The 20219-nt window shown below is 41.9% G+C and carries 22 protein-coding genes; 20 read left to right on the top strand and 2 right to left on the bottom strand.

The window, feature by feature from the left end; translation table 11 throughout:
• The first annotated feature begins 383 nt into the window (after positions 1 to 383).
• The 20 genes from FTU03_RS01800 to FTU03_RS01705 all read left to right on the top strand — a co-directional run bounded on the left by FTU03_RS01800 (position 384) and on the right by FTU03_RS01705 (position 18576).
• On the top strand, positions 384 to 1151 hold the full coding sequence (locus FTU03_RS01800; RefSeq protein WP_179992531.1) for an alpha/beta fold hydrolase: 768 nt from the start codon (positions 384 to 386) through the stop codon (positions 1149 to 1151).
• A gap of 365 nt (positions 1152 to 1516) precedes the next feature.
• The gene (gene urtA, locus FTU03_RS01795) at positions 1517 to 2755 is read left to right on the top strand and encodes an urea ABC transporter substrate-binding protein (protein WP_373684487.1); all 1239 of its coding nucleotides are present in this window, start codon (positions 1517 to 1519) and stop codon (positions 2753 to 2755) included.
• A gap of 94 nt (positions 2756 to 2849) precedes the next feature.
• Positions 2850 to 4487, top strand: coding sequence for an urea ABC transporter permease subunit UrtB (urtB, locus tag FTU03_RS01790; RefSeq protein ID WP_005235555.1), 1638 nt, complete (start codon positions 2850 to 2852; stop codon positions 4485 to 4487).
• A gap of 4 nt (positions 4488 to 4491) precedes the next feature.
• On the top strand, positions 4492 to 5565 hold the full coding sequence (gene urtC, locus FTU03_RS01785) for an urea ABC transporter permease subunit UrtC (RefSeq protein ID WP_179992533.1): 1074 nt from the start codon (positions 4492 to 4494) through the stop codon (positions 5563 to 5565).
• Positions 5562 to 6380, top strand: coding sequence for an urea ABC transporter ATP-binding protein UrtD (urtD, locus tag FTU03_RS01780; RefSeq protein WP_179992534.1), 819 nt, complete (start codon positions 5562 to 5564; stop codon positions 6378 to 6380). The genes urtC and urtD overlap by 4 nt, the downstream gene beginning before the upstream one ends.
• Before the next feature lie 11 nt (positions 6381 to 6391).
• The gene (gene urtE, locus FTU03_RS01775) at positions 6392 to 7090 is read left to right on the top strand and encodes an urea ABC transporter ATP-binding subunit UrtE (protein ID WP_034705325.1); all 699 of its coding nucleotides are present in this window, start codon (positions 6392 to 6394) and stop codon (positions 7088 to 7090) included.
• Positions 7091 to 7327: 237 nt separating this feature from the next.
• A complete protein-coding gene (ureE, locus tag FTU03_RS01770; protein ID WP_179992535.1) occupies positions 7328 to 7810 on the top strand; it encodes an urease accessory protein UreE in 483 nt (160 codons plus the stop codon).
• Positions 7797 to 8462: an urease accessory protein UreF gene (locus FTU03_RS01765; RefSeq protein ID WP_179992536.1), complete on the top strand. Its 666-nt coding sequence runs from the start codon at positions 7797 to 7799 to the stop codon at positions 8460 to 8462. The genes ureE and FTU03_RS01765 overlap by 14 nt, the downstream gene beginning before the upstream one ends.
• A gap of 81 nt (positions 8463 to 8543) precedes the next feature.
• Entirely contained in the window at positions 8544 to 9158 is a 615-nt protein-coding gene (ureG, locus tag FTU03_RS01760) for an urease accessory protein UreG (protein ID WP_004785864.1), read from the top strand.
• A 13-nt stretch (positions 9159 to 9171) separates the two neighbouring features.
• Positions 9172 to 9738 carry a HupE/UreJ family protein gene (locus FTU03_RS01755; RefSeq protein WP_179992537.1) on the top strand — a complete coding sequence of 189 codons (567 nt, stop codon included), beginning with the start codon at positions 9172 to 9174 and terminating at the stop codon, positions 9736 to 9738.
• A gap of 39 nt (positions 9739 to 9777) precedes the next feature.
• On the top strand, positions 9778 to 10653 hold the full coding sequence (locus tag FTU03_RS01750) for an urease accessory protein UreD (RefSeq protein WP_179992538.1): 876 nt from the start codon (positions 9778 to 9780) through the stop codon (positions 10651 to 10653).
• 160 nt (positions 10654 to 10813) lie between these two features.
• Complete coding sequence (gene ureA, locus FTU03_RS01745) at positions 10814 to 11116, top strand: urease subunit gamma (protein ID WP_179992539.1); 303 nt, start codon at positions 10814 to 10816, stop codon at positions 11114 to 11116.
• A 9-nt stretch (positions 11117 to 11125) separates the two neighbouring features.
• Positions 11126 to 11437 carry an urease subunit beta gene (locus FTU03_RS01740; RefSeq protein ID WP_179992540.1) on the top strand — a complete coding sequence of 104 codons (312 nt, stop codon included), beginning with the start codon at positions 11126 to 11128 and terminating at the stop codon, positions 11435 to 11437.
• Between the two features lie 33 nt (positions 11438 to 11470).
• Positions 11471 to 13171 (top strand): urease subunit alpha, encoded by a 1701-nt coding sequence (gene ureC, locus FTU03_RS01735; RefSeq protein ID WP_179992541.1) that lies wholly within the window; start codon positions 11471 to 11473, stop codon positions 13169 to 13171.
• 52 nt (positions 13172 to 13223) lie between these two features.
• Positions 13224 to 14345, top strand: a complete 1122-nt coding sequence (locus FTU03_RS16140) for a hypothetical protein (protein ID WP_179992542.1) — start codon at positions 13224 to 13226, stop codon at positions 14343 to 14345.
• Between the two features lie 78 nt (positions 14346 to 14423).
• Complete coding sequence (gene puuE, locus FTU03_RS01725; RefSeq protein WP_179992543.1) at positions 14424 to 15389, top strand: allantoinase PuuE; 966 nt, start codon at positions 14424 to 14426, stop codon at positions 15387 to 15389.
• A gap of 141 nt (positions 15390 to 15530) precedes the next feature.
• Positions 15531 to 16034 carry a 2-oxo-4-hydroxy-4-carboxy-5-ureidoimidazoline decarboxylase gene (gene uraD / locus FTU03_RS01720; protein ID WP_179992544.1) on the top strand — a complete coding sequence of 168 codons (504 nt, stop codon included), beginning with the start codon at positions 15531 to 15533 and terminating at the stop codon, positions 16032 to 16034.
• Positions 16031 to 16351: a hydroxyisourate hydrolase gene (uraH, locus tag FTU03_RS01715; RefSeq protein ID WP_005235589.1), complete on the top strand. Its 321-nt coding sequence runs from the start codon at positions 16031 to 16033 to the stop codon at positions 16349 to 16351. Before uraD ends, uraH begins: the two co-directional genes overlap by 4 nt.
• A 34-nt stretch (positions 16352 to 16385) precedes the next feature.
• The gene (locus tag FTU03_RS01710) at positions 16386 to 17741 is read left to right on the top strand and encodes a nucleobase:cation symporter-2 family protein (protein ID WP_179992545.1); all 1356 of its coding nucleotides are present in this window, start codon (positions 16386 to 16388) and stop codon (positions 17739 to 17741) included.
• Positions 17742 to 17862: 121 nt separating this feature from the next.
• Entirely contained in the window at positions 17863 to 18576 is a 714-nt protein-coding gene (locus tag FTU03_RS01705; RefSeq protein ID WP_179992546.1) for an outer membrane protein OmpK, read from the top strand.
• Between the two features lie 55 nt (positions 18577 to 18631).
• Here FTU03_RS01705 and FTU03_RS01700 read toward each other — a convergent pair whose 3' ends face one another.
• Both FTU03_RS01700 and alc read right to left on the bottom strand, forming a co-directional pair.
• The gene (locus tag FTU03_RS01700) at positions 18632 to 19129 is read right to left on the bottom strand and encodes an ureidoglycolate lyase (RefSeq protein ID WP_175967571.1); all 498 of its coding nucleotides are present in this window, start codon (positions 19127 to 19129) and stop codon (positions 18632 to 18634) included.
• Between the two features lie 12 nt (positions 19130 to 19141).
• Positions 19142 to 20146: an allantoicase gene (alc, locus tag FTU03_RS01695; RefSeq protein ID WP_179992547.1), complete on the bottom strand. Its 1005-nt coding sequence runs from the start codon at positions 20144 to 20146 to the stop codon at positions 19142 to 19144.
• Positions 20147 to 20219 lie beyond the last annotated feature (73 nt).

Below are 20219 nucleotides of genomic sequence, written 5' to 3'. Positions count from 1 at the left end.
TTTTGAAATTTATTAAGAAATATTAAATATTTATATGTCTCTTTTTTACTCAAACGAAGGGCGGTAAAATCATTGCACGCTAAAATAGCCTAAGCAATTTTCTACTTTATATTTATTCTCGCAAAATCCATATCCCATAACTAAAACTTAATACCAAATAAACCTCTAAAACTCGTATATTTCCTAAAAATTTTAAAATATTTTTTTTATTAATGATCTAGTGTGACACTCAATTATGAGCAGATATTGCAATTTAGCCTAAGCATATTTTATTTCCATAAAAATAGCCTAAGCAAAATTTTAAATTATGTCATTGGCAATTGATTAACTTCCAATATAACTCCACTATTAACACCTAACATAGGAAATCACGGAATTCTCAAATGATCCTGAATTATCAAATACAAACCCATGAAACATCAACTTTAGCCCCAATGGTATTTATTCACGGTTTATTTGGTAGTTTAAGTAATTTAGGTATGTTAGCCCGACATTTTTCAGAGCAGGCAACTACGATTCAAATTGATGTCAGAAATCATGGTTTATCTGGCCATTCTGATGAAGTGAATTATCAAATCATGGCCGAAGATATTTTAGAAACTTTAGCCAGTTTAAATATTAAAAAATTTATTGCAGTCGGGCATTCAATGGGCGGAAAAATTGCCATGAAGCTGGCAGACCTGGCGTCTGATCTGATTGAAAAACTGGTTGTATTAGATATCACGCCAATTCAATATCAAGAAAATCACCATTCTGAAATATTTAAAGCCTTGTTTGCAGTCCAACAGGCGCAAGTCGCTTCACGAAATGAAGCAGCAAAAATTATGCGTGAATATATTCAAGAGGAAATGGTCATCCAGTTTCTTTTAAAATCATTTAATAAAGGGCAGTGGTTGTTTAATGTGCAAGCACTGTTTGATCATTATGAAGATATTACTGCTTGGAATAAGATAGAAAAAAATGAACTTCCAGCGTTATTCTTAAGAGGTGGAAATTCATCATATATCTCTAAATCTGAACATTTTGAAGCCATCAATCAGCAGTTTATTCATGCACAGATTGCAGTGATTGAAAATGCAGGGCACTGGCTACATGGTGAAAAGACGGCGGAAGTTTTGCAGCATATGCAAAATTTTATTGATGAAAAATAAATTATATTGATGAGCAGATGTATTTTCTGCTCATTTTATTTATGCATCATTAGTAAGCATTTTAATATTTTGATTTAAAAGCCTGCGCTATTTTGATGTGTTTTTAGGATAATTAATTGATTTTTCGCCTCAGAATTTATTTTCTATTTTAGGGCAACATGTATTTATTGGTGCAAAATTTAATCTCTATTTTTATTTTAAATAGATAATCATAATGAAATTCAGTGGGTTAAAATTATAAACTAAAAGTGGCACAGTATTTGAATAGCTTCTCTTAAATTTTCTAAAAAAGCCTAACTAGGGTTGGAGAGAAGTACATGAAAGTCGAACAAAAAAAGTTTTCTAAAAATTTAATTGTTGCTGCAATGTTGGGGACACTAACTTTAACAGGTTGTTCAAAGTCGCCTGAAGATAAAACGGCCGCTACCTCTGAGCCGAAAGCAGCTGCAACTAGTGGGGAAACGATTAAAGTTGGTATTTTGCATTCTTTATCTGGCACGATGGCCATTTCTGAAACTTCATTAAAAGACACCGCATTGATGGCGATTAATGAAATCAATGCCAATGGGGGGGTCTTAGGTAAAAAGCTTGAACCGGTTATCGTTGATCCAGCATCTGACTGGCCACTATTTGCTGAAAAAGCACGTCAGCTCATCACTCAGGATAAAGTTGCGGTCATCTTTGGTTGCTGGACTTCGGTATCACGTAAATCGGTATTGCCAGTGGTTGAAGAGTTAAATGGCTTATTGTTTTATCCAGTCCAATACGAAGGTCAGGAACAGTCTAAAAATATTTTCTATACCGGTGCTGCACCTAACCAGCAAGCGATTCCGGCTGTTGAATATTTGATGAGTGAAGAAGGCGGTAAAGCAGAACGCTTTGTCTTATTAGGTACAGACTATGTTTACCCACGTACGACTAACAAAATTCTCCGTGCTTTCCTGAAATCTAAAGGCGTCGCTGATGCTGACATCATGGAAGAGTACACACCATTTGGTCATAGTAATTATCAAACCATTGTCGGCAATGTGAAAAAATTTGCTGCAGGCAAAAAGACTGCGGTGATCTCAACCATCAACGGCGATTCAAACGTACCGTTCTATCGTGAATTGGGTAACCAGGGCATTAAAGCTTCTGATATTCCAGTTATGGCATTCTCTGTAGGTGAAGAAGAGCTTCGTGGTATTGATACAAAACCATTGGTTGGTCATTTAGCGGCATGGAACTACTTCATGTCCGTGAAAAATCCGAAAAATACCGAATTCAGCGGCAAGATGAAACAGTATGCTGTGGAATACAAATTGCCTAATGCAGACAAGTTTGTGACCAATGACCCGATGGAAGCGACTTATGTGGGTATCAATATGTGGAAACAGGCGGTAGAAAAAGCCGGTTCTACTGAGGTGGATAAAGTTCGTGAAGCGATGGCAGGTCAGACCTTTGATGCACCATCTGGCTATCAGTTACAAATGGATGCTAATAACCATCATTTACATAAGCCGGTGATGATTGGTCAGATTCGTGGTGATGGTCAGTTTGATGTGGTTTATAAGACACCGAAAACCATCGCTGCTGAGCCATGGAGCCCATACATTCCTAAATAATTTCCTCCAAAGCCTGCTGCTCCGGCAGTAGGCCTTTCTGGTTTTTCATCTCCCGGACGGGACAGCGTTAAATATATAAATAGGGAGGGCACTCATGTCCACTCGCCTAAATCTCGCGGCCATTTTTTTAATTTTGAGTCAGTGTTTGTGTCTCAATATGGTGCATGCGGAAACTCAATCTAGCGAAACAACCGTATCGCAATCATCTCAACAGTCACTTGATGCTATTCAGCAGTTTGTTCGTGGGGACTTTGCCACTCGTCGTGCTTTATTAAACCAGTGGCCTGCCAGTGTTGAACAACTTGATCAGCTGGCAGAGTTTGTTGAAAAAGATCAGCTTTATACTGACAGTTCAGGCAATACTTATATTCTGGAAGCAGAAGATAAACTGGTTAGCTATCCTGACGGAAAAACCGTGGAAACCTGGCCATCTGATTTATCGCAAATTACGCTGGTAAATACCTTAAATAAAGCACTGACCTTTGGTTTAGCAAAAAAGAAATTAAATTCAGAAGAAGCCTCTCAGCGACTTGAGGCGATTGATATTCTGGAAAATAACTTGTCCGAACTTGATGCTAAAGCCATCAATCAGATGTATTTAAATGAAAAAAACAATACGGTTAAATCACGTTTTGCCCAGTTAAAAGCACGTCTGGATTATCAATCTGAAAATGTCCTGACCAAAATAGAAGCGGCAAAAGTTTTAAAAGATTCCAACAGACCAGACGTTCTTGCACTGGTTCAAAATGAACTGGCTCAGCCAAATCTGCATCCTGATTTAAAAGCAGCGCTGGTCGATGCCAGAAGTAGTATCAAAACCCGAATTCAGGCCAGTGAATGGGCTGGACATGTATTTTCCGGTTTAAGTACTGCCAGTATTTTATTGCTTGCGGCTTTAGGATTAGCCATTACATATGGCTTGCTTGGTGTCATTAATATGGCGCATGGCGAGCTGATCATGATCGGGGCGTATACCACTTATGTAGTGCAAAGTTTCTTTAAATCGCATTTTAGTGGTTTGGTAGATTGGTATCTGATCGCAGCGATTCCTGCGGCATTTATTGTCAGTGCAGCGATTGGCATGCTGATCGAACGTACCGTGATTCGTCCTTTATATGGCCGTCAACTAGAAACCTTATTGGCAACCTTTGGGGTGAGCCTGATCCTGATGCAAGTGGTGCGGATGATCTTTGGGGCACAAAATGTCGAAGTTTCTAACATTTCATGGCTTTCAGGCGGGATCTCGATTACTCCAAGCCTGATGCTGCCTTATAACCGTATTGCAATTATTGTCTTTACTGTAGCTGTCTTGCTGCTACTTGTTTATCTACTGAATAAAACCCGTTTTGGTTTATTTGTCCGTGCCGTAACGCAAAACCGTCAAATGGCTCGTGCTGTCGGTATCCGATCCAGCCGGATTGACATGATGGCATTTGGTCTGGGTTCAGGTCTTGCCGGTCTTGCCGGCTGTGCCTTGGCTCAAGTGGGTAATGTTGGGCCAGATTTGGGCCAGAACTACATTATCGATGCTTTCCTTGTGGTTGTTGTCGGTGGTGTTGGTCAGGTATGGGGTGCAGTTCTTGCAGCTTTGGGACTGGGTGTCAGTGGTACCGTACTGGAAATTGGTATGGGTGCAGTATTGGCGAAAATTATTCTCTTGGTTCTTGTGATTTTGTTTATTCAGAAACGCCCACAAGGTTTGTTTGCCATTAAAGGACGCTTTGTGGAGTAAGCCTATGAAAATCACATCATTACTTTCAGATAAACCTTATAGCGCACTCGCAATTGCGATCTGTTTTGTTATTTTACTGGCCTTGCCATGGCTGCATTTATTGCCAGCGGATTCAAGCCTGCATCTGTCTGCTTATTGGGTAACGTTGATCGGCAAGATCATGTGCCTAGCATTAGTTGCTTTAGCACTTGATCTGGTTTGGGGCTATGCCGGTATTTTAAGTTTAGGTCATGGCCTGTACTTTGCCTTGGGTGGTTATGCATTCGGGATGTATCTAATGCGTCAATCAGCAGGTGATGGTTTGCCTGACTTTATGCGTTTTCTGAGCTGGACTGAATTACCCTGGTTTTGGGTGGGGACTAATCATTTCTGGTGGGCCATGATACTTGTGGTCTTGGTACCAGGACTAATTGCCTTTATTTTCGGCTTCTTTGCTTTCCGCTCAAAAATCAAAGGCGTTTACTTCTCGATTATTACTCAGGCGATGACTTTTGCGGCAGCACTTTTATTCTTCCGCAATGAAACAGGCTTTGGCGGGAATAACGGTTTTACCGGTTTCAAAACCATTTTAGGCATGGACATCACATCAGCACCGATGCGTGCCAGCCTATGTTTTATCACGGCTCTGGCGTTATTGCTGTGCTTTGTTGGTCTACGCCATTTAATGAATAAACCTTATGGTCGTGTGCTTGGCGCGATTCGTGATAGTGAAAACCGTCTGCAATATTTAGGTTACCGCACCTTATGGTACAAGCTTTCAGCCTGGGTATTATCTGCTGTGATTGCAGGTATCGCTGGTGCACTGTATGTACCACAAGCCGGGATTATTAATCCGAGCGAAATGAATCCGGTGAACTCGATTGAAATGGCAGTCTGGGTAGCGGCTGGCGGTCGCGGTACCTTGATCGGTCCGATCCTGGGTGCAGGCTTAATTAATGCAGTTAAAACTTACTTTACTGTCGCTTATCCAGAAGCCTGGTTATTAATTCTGGGGGCATTATTTATTGTGGTCACCATCTTCCTGCCTAAAGGCGTGATTGGATTATTTGACCGTTTTAAAAAGGAGCGTAGCGAATGAGTGAAATTTTACAACCTCATGGCGGCCATGCTTCTGAAGGCTATGGCCGACCAAAAGAGCAAGGGCCAGATTTTAGTCATGGGATCGCACTTTATCTGGAAAAAGTCAGTGTCTGGTTCGATGCTTTCCGGGCCTTAAATGATTTATCACTGTATATCGAAGAAGGTGAACTGCGCTGCATCATTGGGCCAAACGGCGCGGGTAAAACCACTCTGATGGATGTCATTACCGGCAAAACCCGGCCGACTGAAGGTTCTGCATTTTTTGGCCAAACCTATAATCTGGCGAAAATGAGTACTGAAGAAATTGCAGAAGCTGGCATCGGGCGTAAATTCCAGAAACCCACGGTGTTTGAAAATTTCACCGTGATGGAAAATCTGCTCTTGGCTGCACCTAAAGACAAACGGGTGAAAAAAAGCTTTTTCAGCAAGCTCGATCCGGATGCACAAAATGCCTTGGATGAATCGTTACAGCAAATCCGCTTGCAGGAATTTATTCACAAACCTGCAGGGCTTTTATCGCACGGTCAGAAGCAATGGCTGGAAATTGGTATGCTGCTGATGCAACGTCCAAAACTCATTTTACTGGATGAGCCAGTGGCAGGGATGACCGATGCCGAAACCGAACGGACTGCTGAACTTTGTCTGGAGCTGAAAAAAAATCATACGCTGGTGGTGGTCGAACACGATATGAGCTTCATCGATACTATTAGTGAAAAAGTAACGGTGCTGGCACAAGGGGCGATTTTAGCCGAAGGCACATTGGCAGAAGTACAGGCCAATGAAGAGGTCATTGAAAAGTATCTTGGACGTTAAGGGGCTGACTGATGCTAGAAGTTAAAGATGTAAATCAGTTTTATGGCGGTAGTCACATTTTACGTGATGTGTCTTTCAATGCGCCTGTCGGTGAGTGCTCAGTGGTTTTGGGTCGTAACGGTGTTGGTAAAACGACATTACTAAAATGTCTGATGGGGATATTGCCCATCAAATCAGGTCAGATCCTTTTAGATGGCAAAGATATTGCCAAACTGAGTCCTGAACAGCGAGTACGGGCAGGTTTGGCTTATGTGCCACAAGGACGAGATATCTTTTCAACCCTAACAGTAGAAGAAAATATTTTGATTGGCATGGCGAAATTTAAAGGAGCCAAAACCCGTAAAGTTCCAGAACATCTTTATGAGATTTTTCCGGTATTAGAAGAAATGAAGTATCGACGCGGTGGTGACTTATCCGGTGGCCAGCAACAACAACTGGCGATTGCTCGCGCATTGGCATCTGAACCGCGTGTGCTCATTTTGGATGAACCGACTGAGGGGATTCAGCCATCTATCATTAAAGATATTGGTCGGGTAATTCGTAAGCTGGCTGATGGCGGTGAAATGGCAATTGTTCTGGTGGAACAGTTCTATGACTTTGCTGAAGAACTGGCAGATGGTTATACCGTCATGGCACGTGGGCAAGTGATTGCTCAAGGTATTGGAAGCGAAATGCCAGAAAAAGGTATTCGGGATCTGGTGGCGATTTAATTTTACTATCCTTTTTTGAACCCAACTTCATTTAAAACCGTCATTAAAAAGTGGCGGTTTTTTAATGCGTGCTATTTATTCATGAGATAAATACGGATTATCTATTTAATATTAGAACATCTGATAAACCAAGTTGGCACGATAACTGCTTTATTTTGATGCAAATTTTAAATGCTAAAAATTATTTGGTTTCAATTTGGAACAAATACAGGATTTATCAGCATCAGTAGGGTAGTTATGAAAATTTATACGCAACGTTTGGAAAACCTTGCACCAGAAAGTGATTTTGAGTCTCTTGAACTCACATTCGATACACGACAAAAGAGCCGTTTTCGTGCAACTTTAAAAAATGGTGTCGATATTGGTGCAGATTTACCACGTACTGGAATCTTGCGTAGTGGTTCTTTTATAGCAACTGAACAGGGTGACATTCTTCGGGTCGATGCGAAGCCTGAAAAATTGATTCAGGTGACTACGGACAATAGCTTTGACTTATTGAAAGCAGCCTATCATCTGGGGAATCGTCATGTTCCTCTAATGCTCACACCTACTGCATTGTACTTTGAACCAGATCATGTACTGGCTGAAATGGTGCAAGGTTTAGGTCTTGAAGTTAATGAAGTCATGCACCCATTTGAACCTGAAAGTGGGGCTTATGCACAGCATCAGTATGACCACCGTTTAAGCCCAATCAAGGCGTTACATCATGTCCATCACTAATGCGTCTCAGCTGCTCAGCTTGCTGACTCTATCTTCAACGGCGTTGCCGATTGGAGCGTACTGTTATTCACAAGGGGTGGAAAGCGCTATCGAAAAAGGCATGGTGCATGATGAAGCCTCTTGTGTGAGCTATTTCCAAGAAGTATTGGAAATGCTGCTGGTGCGTTTTGAGCTTCCAGTACTCAAGCGTCTGGTAGAGACTTTTGATGATGCAGAACAGTTTCAGTATTGGGCAGAACTCTATCGGGCCAGCCGAGAATCCAAAGAATTACTGGCTGAATCTCAGCAGTTGGCATTTTCCTTGAATGCATGGATTAGGGATGTTTTAAAACAGCCGCCGAGCGTAAAAAAGCAATTAGGGTTTGTGCCGGTGTACGCACATTTATGTGGTGAGCTGGGTTTAGATCTTGCCGATGTATTAACTGCTTATAGCTTTACGGTTTTGGAAAATCAGGTGCTGGCAGCAGTAAAAACCATTCCACTCGGGCAAATGAGCGGGCAGCGGATTATCTGGCAATTACATCAGGAAATTCCTGAAGCTGTACAGGCTGCATTAGCTTTGAACGATTATGAAATCAGCAGCGCATTACCGCAATATGCCATGTTGAGCATGTCGCATGAAACCCAGTATTCACGCTTATTTCGGTCGTAATCTTCAGACCAGAGCAGCAGTAAAAAGATTGAAAAGCATCATTAAAACTGGTGCCAAGAAATTGTAAAAAAGGAAATCAACATGTCAGAACGTAGCCCATTACGCGTTGGAATTGGTGGTCCGGTTGGATCAGGTAAAACGGCTTTAACCCTGAATTTATGTCTTGCACTGCGTGAAAAATACAATATGGCAGTGGTGACCAATGACATCTACACCAAAGAAGACTCGAACTTTTTAACCCGTCATGAAGCGATGTCGCCAGACCGTATTGTCGGTGTAGAAACAGGTGGTTGCCCACATACTGCGATTCGTGAAGATGCGTCCATTAACCTAGCTGCGATTGATGATTTGTGTGAAAAGTTTGATGGGCTGGAGCTGATCATTATTGAAAGTGGTGGCGATAACCTTGCGGCAACCTTTAGTCCCGAATTGTCCGATCTAACTCTCTATGTGATCGATGTTGCCGGTGGCGAGAAGATTCCACGTAAAGGTGGTCCGGGAATTACCAAGTCGGATCTGCTGATTATCAATAAAACAGATTTAGCACCAATGGTGGGTGCCAGCCTAGAGGTGATGGATCAGGATGCGAAGCGCATGCGTGGCGATAAACCATTTTTATTTTCTAATATGAAAACACAAGATGGCTTGAACGAAATTATCAGCTTTATCGAAAAACAAGGTTTATTTAAGTCTTAAGGGGAAATTCATCATGCGTCTATTCAAACAGTTACTGGTTGCAAGCGTGGCAGCTTTACCGATGTTGGCATTTGCTCACGCGGGACATGACCATCACAGTGGATTCTGGTCTGGCTTTGTCCATCCTTTTACTGGTTTAGATCACCTGATGATGGCGATTGCCTTTGGTGTATTGATGTGGACTGCAAATCAACGCTGGAAAATTTCGGGTCTCATCGGTCTGGCAGTAGCGATGGTTGCAGGCTTTGTGTTCGGTAGCGAAGGTCTGCTTTCAACTTCAATGGCTGAGTCAGGCATCATCGCTTCACTGGTCATTTTAGCTGTTGCGCTGTGGACTAAATTGAATAAGGTTTTGCCTGTCGCTGCAATCTTATTGGCCAGCTTCCACGGCGTAGCGCATGGAAGTGAATTGGGTCAAGGTGGTCATGTATCGCTATTAATTGTTGGCATGGTTTCAGCAATGGCTTTGATTTATGGTGCAGGCTTGGCTCTGGGTGCATTCGTGAAAAAATATGTGCCTTATGGCAAGCAGATCGTTGGTGGTTTAGCTGCAGTTGTTGCTGTCATTGGCCTGGCTTAATGCTTAGTAAATCATTTGCAGATGAAATTGAGTTGATTGATGCACGAACTGGCAGAAAAAAGCACACAGCAGAACTTATGGTATGCACGTCTGGAAATGGGATTTCAGGCGCAGCAACAGACTGCACGAACCATTTTGCAACATCGCAGGCATCATGGTCCGGTACGCATCCAGAAAATGCTATGGCCTGAATCTAACGGAATCTGTCATGCCATTATCGTGCATCCGCCAGCAGGGATCGCCGGTGGGGATCATCTCACTTTTGATATGCAGGTGGATGCCAATGCTCATGCCTTGGTGACCACACCAGGCGCAGGTAAGTGGTACAGAACCAATGGCAAGCAGGCTTTTCAGCACATTCATATCCGTTTAAATGACAATGCGATTTTTGAATGGCTACCTCAAGAAACTATGCTATTTGATGGGGCTAATGCCAGTTCCGAAACAATCGTCCATTTGGATGCGGCAGCCAGTTTTATTGGTTGGGATATGCTGGTGATCGGCCGTCAGGCACGAGATGAGCAATTTGCACAGGGTGCGTATCGAAACCGATTTCAGCTTTGGCGTAAAGACAAGTTGCTGGTTGCCGATAGCTTGAATTTTAAAGGCAATGATCGCTGGCTGAGTTCATGCCTAGGCATGAATGGCCATGCGGTGATGGGCAACTTCTGGGCTGTACCGCCTGAAAAATATCGCGCGAGTTTTTATCTGGAACAGCATCTCGATTTGATTCGTGAGCTCATTATGCGGATGGATGTACCGATTACCTTGACTTTGCTCGGTGATGTAATAAGCGCGCGTTTTCTGGGGGATGATGTCCGTCAATGCCATGATGGTTTTGCAGCCATTCGTGCCCGGTTAAGACGTTACTGGTTTGATCTGGATGAAGCATTTCCGAGAATTTGGCGGACGTAATCCTTTAATTCCCTCTCCTTATAGGAGAGGGTTAGGGAGAGGTGATTAAACATTTATTAAAACCCTCCCTCTAACTCCCTCCCAAAGGGAGAGAACACCAAATATCGAATCTTGCACATATTTTGCTTAGAAATACATATATATCAATGAGGAACCGGTTATGGAACTCAATCCAACGGAAAAAGACAAAATGCTGATTTTTACCGCAGGTTTGGTCGCTGAACGACGTAAAGCCCGTGGTTTAAAGCTGAACTATCCGGAAGCCATTGCCTATATTTCTGCGGCGCTGCTTGAAGGTGCGCGTGATGGCATGACCGTCAGCGAATTGATGCATTACGGTACGACCTTATTGACACGTGATGATGTCATGGAAGGCATTCCGGAAATGATTGCAGAAGTGCAGGTCGAGGCAACCTTTCCAGATGGATCAAAGCTGGTCACTGTCCATCAACCGATCGTATAGGAGCAGCATATGATTCCAGGGGAAATTTTTACACCTGAGAGCGATATTGAAATGAATGTTGGTCGGGAAATTTTGAAGGTGACTGTTGCTAATATTGGTGATCGACCGATTCAGGTCGGATCACACTTTCACTTTGCTGAAGCCAATGATGCCTTGCAGTTTGATCGTGAGCTGGCAAAAGGCTTTCGCTTAAATATTGCTGCTGGTACGGCGATTCGTTTTGAGCCTGGGCAAAAACGTGATGTGGAACTGGTCGCACTGGCTGGGAAACGTGAAGTTTATGGTTTCGCCGGGCGGGTCATGGGCAAGCTCGATTCATAAAAATTGCAGCAGAATTATAAAGGTTTATAAATCATGAAAATGTCACATCGTGCTTATGCCGAAATGTTTGGACCAACAGTCGGGGATCGTGTTCGTCTAGCTGATACTGAATTATTCATTGAAGTCGAACAGGATTTCACCACTTATGGTGAAGAAGTTAAATTTGGTGGTGGCAAGGTCATTCGTGATGGTATGGGTCAATCACAACTTTTGTCATCTGAAGTGGCTGACACTGTCATTACAAATGCGCTGATTGTCGACTGGTGGGGCATTGTTAAAGCAGATATAGGCTTAAAAAATGGTCGAATCTGGAAAATCGGTAAAGCCGGTAATCCGGATATTCAGCCAAATATTACTATTCCACTTGGCGCGGCTACAGAAGTCATTGCTGGCGAAGGACAAATATTAACAGCTGGCGGAATTGATACCCATATTCACTGGATCTGTCCGCAGCAAGTTGAAACGGCACTGATGTCTGGCACAACCACGATGGTCGGCGGCGGTACAGGTCCGGCAGCTGGAACTTCTGCGACAACCGTGACTCCAGGGCCTTGGCATATTGCCACAATGCTACAAGCGATTGATGATTTACCAATGAATATTGGTTTATTGGGTAAAGGTAACTTGAGCCAGCCAGAGCCAATTGCAGAACAAATTAAAGCTGGTGTAGTGGGTTTAAAATTGCATGAAGATTGGGGCTCGACACCAGCAGCGATTGATAACTGTCTGACTGTGGCCGACCAGTACGATGTGCAGGTCGCGATTCACACTGACACACTAAACGAAAGTGGCTTTCTAGAAGAAACTTTGGCAGCTTTTAAAAATCGAACCATTCATACTTATCATACTGAAGGTGCAGGTGGCGGACATGCACCGGACATTCTAAAAGCCATTGGTCAACCGAATGTATTGCCATCTTCAACTAATCCAACTCGTCCATATACCGTCAATACCATCGATGAACATTTAGACATGTTGATGGTCTGTCACCATTTAGATCCAGCGATTGCAGAAGATGTGGCCTTTGCAGAAAGCCGTATCCGACGCGAAACCATTGCTGCAGAAGATATATTGCAGGATATGGGTGCGATTGCCATGATGTCATCAGACTCTCAGGCGATGGGTCGTGTGGGTGAAGTAATTTTACGGACTTGGCAAACGGCGCATAAAATGAAAGTGCAACGTGGGCCTTTGGAAGGTGATACAGCCTATAGGGACAATAACCGGGTCAAACGTTATATCGCCAAATATACGATTAATCCTGCAATTACTCACGGTTTAAGCCATGAAATCGGCTCTGTTGAAGAAGGTAAGTTAGCCGATCTGGTACTGTGGAAACCTGCATTCTTTGGGGTGAAACCCTCCATGATTATTAAGGGCGGGATGATTGCAGCAGCGCCGATGGGTGATATTAATGCGTCTATTCCAACGCCACAGCCTGTGCATTACCGTCCGATGTTTGGGGCTTATCCACGTGGAGTGCATAACACCTGTATTACATTCTTGTCGCAAGTCGCAATTGATAATGGCGTACATGAAAAATTAGGTCTGAAAAAGTTGATTTCACCATGTAAGGCGACACGCCAGGTAACTAAACAGGATATGAAACATAATAGTTACTGTCCTGTGATGGAAGTGCACCCAGAAACTTATGAAGTTCGTGCAGATGGTGTGCATCTGATCTGTGAACCTGCGGAAGTGCTGCCAATGGCTCAACGTTATTTCTTGTTTTAACTGAATAAATAGATCAAGATGTCATCTTTACTACTATATCATGAGGGTGAAGATGACTTTTAAATTCGAAAGTCAGGAATTTAAGTCCACCTTTGAACAGGTCGAATTAATTGCAAAGAAGATAATAGAAACTGAAAATAATTCTAATGAAATTGTAAATATAGCTATCCACTTTTTGTCTGCTGCGCAGGTATTAAATATAAATACTGATCTTAGTGAATTCGATAAAATAATTGAATATAGTAGAAAACAACCAGTATCAAATTTCGTATCAGAAATTGGTAAAGCACTTAAGGTTTATAAAGACACTAAGCAAGATAGCGATCTCCTTTATCTATTTGAACTGAGTTTGAATCTCATCAATATTTATTTTTCTGAGCTTACATTTATCTTAGGCGGAGTAAATGGTTCTATATCCATAGAAGTATCTAGCGTTAGCACCTTTGTAAGTGAAAAATATTTAAAACATCCCAAATTCGGTAGATATGTAAAATTTGCGGAAAGAGATTTACCATTTCAAATTTTTAAAGAGTTATTTCATTCAAGTAAAATTAAAAATTTAACTGAATTAAATAGCAATTTAAAACAAGCAAGTGAGTTGTTAGAAAAATGGGAAAAGTCATTTGAAATTAAGAAAAATACAGTTTTTCAATTGGAGCAAAAATTAGCAGAAACTAAATTAACATATGACTTTTTAGGTTTAAATAAAGGATTTCAGCAGCTTTACGAACAAAAAAAGGATGAATTAAAAGCAGCAAAAAATACATACGGATTCGTTGCAACAACAATGTTCACAATCCCTTTTGCTGAGTTTGTAGCCCTGGTTGCAGCTTTCTTCTATTTTGATGGAAAAATACCTTCTAATATGTGGTTAGTTTCAATTCCATTTATTACTCTGATTTTAATAACTTTATATTTACTAAAAATCTCTCTTCAGGATAAACGTGCTATTCAATCTCAAATGATGCAACTTGAACTCCGTATGGCGTTATGCCAGTTTATTCATAATTATGCTGAGGATTCAGAGACATTACATAAGAAAAATTCAGTAGGTTTTGAAAAATTTGAGAATATTATTTTTTCTCCACTTGTCTCATCTGACGATAAGATTCCAACTACATTTGATGGTATGGAACAGTTGGCAAAACTAATAGGTGAATTTAGAAGAAATTAAATGATCCTTTTTGGCGCATAAATTGCTTGTCACGCTTATTCAATTTTACTGTTTGATATAACACATCAGGGATTAAACGTGACCAGTACATATTTACGCGGACAAGAACTCATAGATCAAATTCGAAATCAGCCTTATTCACGTGACTTGATTGGCTATCATGGCAATGTACCAAAAGTAGAATGGCCCAATCAGGCCCGTGTCGCAGTTCAGTTTGTACTGAATTATGAAGAAGGTGGTGAAAACCACGTAGAACACGGTGATGCCGGTTCAGAACAATTTTTATCTGACATTATTGGTGCAGCCAGCTTTCCAGACAAACACATGTCGATGGATTCCATGTATGAATATGGCTCACGTGCTGGCTTCTGGCGCATTCATAACGAGTTTAAAAAGCGTAATCTGCCGATGACTATTTTTGGGGTTGGGATGGCTTTAATCCGCAACCCTTATATAGTCGAAGCGATTAAAGAAGCCAATTATGATGTAGTTTCACATGGTCAGCGCTGGGTACATTATCAGGACATGCCAATTGAGCTTGAACGCCAATATATGGATCAGGCGATTAGCGTACTGGAAACCCTGTTCGGCAAAGCACCGATTGGCTGGTATACGGGTCGGGATAGTCCAAATACCCGTCAATTACTGGCTGAATTTCCTCAGATTCAATATGATTGCGACAACTATGGAGATGACTTGCCATTTTGGAGTACATTGACCAATCAGGCAGGTGAAACACGCCCTCATTTGATCATCCCCTATACTTTAGAAAGCAACGATATGAAATTTAGTTCACCGGGCGGCTTTAATAGCGGGGAACAATTCTATCAATATTTAAAAGATGCCTTCGATGTGCTCTATGCTGAAGGTGAAACTGAACCAAAAATGCTATCGATCGGGATGCATTGTCGTATTTTAGGGCGGCCAGGACGCTTTAAAGCCCTACAAAAGTTCCTCGATTATGTGCAAGGTCATAAAAAAGTCTGGATTTGCCGACGGGGTGATATTGCAACGCATTGGTATAAATATCACGCACCAAAATGAGAAAAATATATTAAAAAAGAGAACCTTGAGTTCTCTTTTCTGCTTTATATATTATATAAAAATACAAGATCAAAAAGATTTGGCACTGTTATTGCAAAACCTGTACTGAACAAAAAATGAATATCATCAGGCGATTTAATAGTGCAACTCGTTGAATTTAATCAGGCATCTCCAGAAGAGGCCATTACGTTTTTAAAGCACTGTGTGCAAATACCGAGCTGGTCGACCCAGATTGAAGCAAAGCGTCCTTATGCATCTGTTGAAGATGTATTGAATATAGCCAGACAACAGGCTGCAACCTGGACCTGGGACGAAATCAAAGCAGCTTTGGATAATCATCCACGTATTGGTGAAAAAAAGGCACAGGCTGAATTAAGCGAAGTTGAAAAAAACTTTTCCAATCGTGAACAGGCTGCGATAACTCAGGACGAAGCAACTCAGCAAGCTTTGCTAGAAGGCAATATCGCTTATGAAAAAAAATACGGTTATATCTTTCTGATTAAAGCGGCTAGTCTAAATAGCCAAGAAGTGCTGAATGCCTTGAAAGATCGTTTAGCTAATGATCCGGAAACTGAAAAAGGTATTGTTCATACGCAACTGGCGGAAATCGCTTTATTAAGACTGTCACAGGAGCTGCAAGCATGATCAGCACTCATATCTTAGATACGCATCTCGGCAAACCTGCAGCACATGTTTTAATCAAACTCTTTGATGAAGAAGGTGAATTACTCGGAAAAGCATTTACCAATGCAGATGGTCGAGTCACAGATTTTGGTTTAACCGAATTTGAGGAAGGTAAATACAGTCTTGAATTTGCTACTTCTGATTATTTTGAAGGCTTAGGTCTAGAAACTTTCTTTCCTAAAGCAGTCATTCATTTTCAGGTGAAAGATGCCTCTCAGCACTTTCATATTCCTTTACTGATCAGCCCATTCGCGTACTCCACATATCGCGGAAGCTGATTTTTTTATTCAAGCTTTCAGGGAGAGAAAAAGAATGACAGAACAAAGCACCAACATTTCACCAGAACATGAATATCTGGGCGCAGGCAAAAGTGCAGCCTATGGCTTGCAACATGTATTGACCATGTACGGTGGTATTATCGCACCACCACTCATTGTGGGTACTGCCGCAGGTTTGGAAGCTACACAAATCGGTTTATTGATTGCGGCTGCATTGTTTGTTGGCGGTCTGGCTACGATTTTACAAACCATTGGAGTGAAATATATCGGGGCTAAATTGCCACTGGTACAAGGGGTTTCCTTTGCGGGTGTGGCGACGATGGTGGCGATTGTAACTACAGGTGGCGGCTTATCAGCTGTTTATGGTGCAGTCATCATAGCTTCATTAATTGGTTTCTTCCTTGCGCCTTATTTTTCTAGAATTATCCGTTTTTTCCCGCCAGTCGTGACCGGCTGTGTGATCACGATTATCGGTTTATCACTTTTACCCGTAGCCGTTCGCTGGATGATGGGGGGCAATAAAAATGCACCTGAATGGGGAAGTGTAGAAAATATCAGTTTGGCCGTGATGACCTTGGCCATTGTGATCTGTCTAAACTTGAGTAGAAATGCCTCGATTCGTCGCCTGTCTATTTTATTGGCGATCGTATTGGGTTCAATGCTGGCTTATCTGTTTGGTTTTGGCGACTTTAGTAAAGTCGGCAATGGTGCATGGGTACAATTTCCGAGTTTCTTTGCTTTCGGCATGCCAACTTTTGAACTCAGTGCAATCATTTCCATGCTGATCGTGACGCTGGTGGTTATGACTGAAACAACAGCTGATATTATTGCTGTGGGTGAAATTGTTGGAACCAAAGTAGATTCAGAACGTATTTCCAATGGTCTGCGTGCAGATATGTTCTCAAGTGCAGTTGCACCGATTTTTGGTTCATTCATGCAAAGTGCTTTTGCACAGAACGTCGGGCTGGTAGCCATTACCGGGATTAAAAGCCGTTTTGTGGTCGCTGCTGGCGGTATGATTTTAGTGGTTTTGGGATTACTTCCAATTATGGGCCGACTAATCGCCGCAATTCCGGTTCCGGTACTTGGTGGTGCAGGATTGGTGCTATTTGGTACAGTGGCTGCAAGCGGCATCCGAACTCTGGCAAAAATTGATTATAACGAGCAAAAGAATTTGATTATTGTTGCAACTTCAATTGCAGCCGGCATGATCCCGATTATTGACTATTCTTTCTATGCTAATTTTCCAAAATGGTTTCAAACCCTATTTCATTCTGGCATCAGTTCAACCTGTTTAATGGCGATCCTTTTAAACATTCTGTTTAATCATCTGCAAATGTTCAAGTCGAAAACAGAGGTTCCGGAAAAGATTGCAGAAACGCTGCATTAAAGTATGATTTCCTCCATATGCCCATGCCAGTCATGGGCTTTTTTATCAAAAATTAAAAAAGTTGGCTTTGTTCTTGCTTAATCCAGAATGAGATTTTTAATTCCATTGGGGAACCTTATTTATGAAATTTACTCAAGTTGCTGCTGCAACATTACTTGCATGGGGTGCAGCATCTGCACAGGCAAAACCAGTCTGGCAGGATTTTAGCGTTACTGGGCTTTATGGGGAAAACTATGAAGTTGTAGATGAAAAACAGGCAACCCTAACTGTTGAATACGCTGCAAAAGTTAAATATGCAGATGTCTTCTTTTTCATTGACCGTATGCGTGGTTCCGATGATATTAAATCAAGCTATTTTGAATTTTCACCACGTTTAAGTCTGGGTGAAGTTTCAGGTCAAAAGCTGGCATTCGGTCCAGTGAAAGATGTGCTGGTCGCAACGACTTGGGAAGGTGGTGAAGGTTTTGATAACTTCCTGTACGGTGTAGGTTTCGACCTGGCTATTCCAAAATTCAATTATGCCAGCGTGAATCTTTATCGTGTAAATAACGAAAATATGGAAGACGACTATCAGCTCACCTTGACCTATGGTGTGCCATTTAAATTGGGTACTGAAGAATTCCTGGTAGATGGCTTCCTGGACTGGTCAACTGCTGAAGATGATCATGCGAGTGAGATGAACTGGACGACTCAGTGGAAATGGAATGTCGGTAAGCATATTTCTCCTGATACCAATTTATATCTCGGTATTGAGCATTCGGTTTGGAATAACAAATACGGTATTGCGGATGCGGATGAAAATAACGTGAGTGCTTTAGTGAAATATCATTTCTAAATACAATAAATAAGAAATTTAAAAGCCCTTATTGATAAGGGCTTTTTTAATGGGCTTAATTTTCGATAAAGATCTTTTCAGGAAAAGTATAAACATCACAGTTTGGACCAGTACCGATCCGATCGATTACCACGAAATCACTTGGAGCTTCAAAGGTCAGCAAAGGATGATGCCAGGTACCGGCACGGTAATTTACACTTTGTGTACCATTACTGATAAAAGCCTGAATTTGACTGAGATCAGGCTTTTCATGATCCAGATTAGGCGCAACCACAATTAGAAATTTCTGGCCCTGCATCGGGATGAACGCTTGTGAACCGACAGGGTGACGTTCCAGCATTTCGATTGCAAAGGGAATGGCTGTAGTCTGAATATTTCTAAAAATACTTAGACCAACTTTAGCATCTGTTTCAGCAACCGCCAGAGCATGATAACGCTCGGTCTGCTGATCATTAATATGGAAAAAATCATTGCCTTCGCAGGCAATGACCTCGCCATAAGGCAAGAAACTTTCAGCAGTTAAGGGCTGTATTTTTATGGTTTGCATGCTCATAGATATAATTACTCAGGCAACTTTTCCCCACAGTCGAATCCGGCTAATGCCACCATCCGGAATCATGTTCACCCGAATATGAGAAATTTTTCCCTGTTTTAAGATTTCCTCAACAAAGCTATGAATATGATCCATCTGCATCTCTTGTGCTTCAAGCAGGAATGGCCAGAACATACTTTGCGGAATTAACTGCTGGTCAGTCGCATCTTCAATATAAATCGCTTGGATAGAGACTTGAGCAGGAAAGTTACCTTTAAAATGCGCGGTATCAATCTCAATTTTTTCAATCTGACCACTCTGACCCAGAGCCAAGATACACCAGTCAAAGCCGGGTGCACGACGGCGCTTGGTTTCCCAGCCATCACCCATATTGATGCCACGCCCCGGATTAATCAGATTACGTGGATGACCAAAGTGCGCATCACTATAGGCAATGACACGACCGCCATTTTCCAGAGCGACCAGATCAATCACCTGATTGCTGTCCTGAACCTGAATTTTTACTTCACCATAGACTTTAAAACGAGCTACCCCCCCGTCAGGGAAAATATTTAGGCGTACATGTGTAAAGACTTCGTCTGAATCAATATTAAAAATATGATGCTGGCTCGGACCTAATATACTGTTTGGTAAAATTGAGTGCCAGGTTGCGGTGCTTAAGTCACCATTTGGTGCATAGCAGGCTTCAACTGCAGCAGAAGCTGGATAGTTTCCGGTAAAGAATGTGGTATCAATATCTAGTGCTTTGGTGGTTCCAGCTACCCCCAGTTTGACAATCGCCCAGTCATAGCCGGCATGACGCTTGCGGCGGGTTTCCCAGCCGTCCATCCATTTGCCATGATTATCAAATTTATCTTCAACAAAAATTGGTGCATCAAATTGCAACATTCGTTTTGCTTCAGCAAAAAAATCATCTGAACATTCAAGAATTTCTGCGCCAATCCGGCTATCAGCCAAGTTGGTAAGCTGCCGGATATGGGCAGGGATCTCGAAAATGGGTGCAAATAATGTTGCCATAACTATCTTCCATTCAAATTATGTTTAACGTGAATCTAATTTTTTATAAAAGTCTGTAATTCTGCTGAAAGAC

This window comes from Acinetobacter sp. YH12046 (assembly GCF_013419905.1).
Classification (GTDB): Bacteria; Pseudomonadota; Gammaproteobacteria; order Pseudomonadales; family Moraxellaceae; genus Acinetobacter.
Note: the sequence above shows the minus strand (reverse complement) of the source record. Positions and strands in the feature narration are given on the sequence as shown.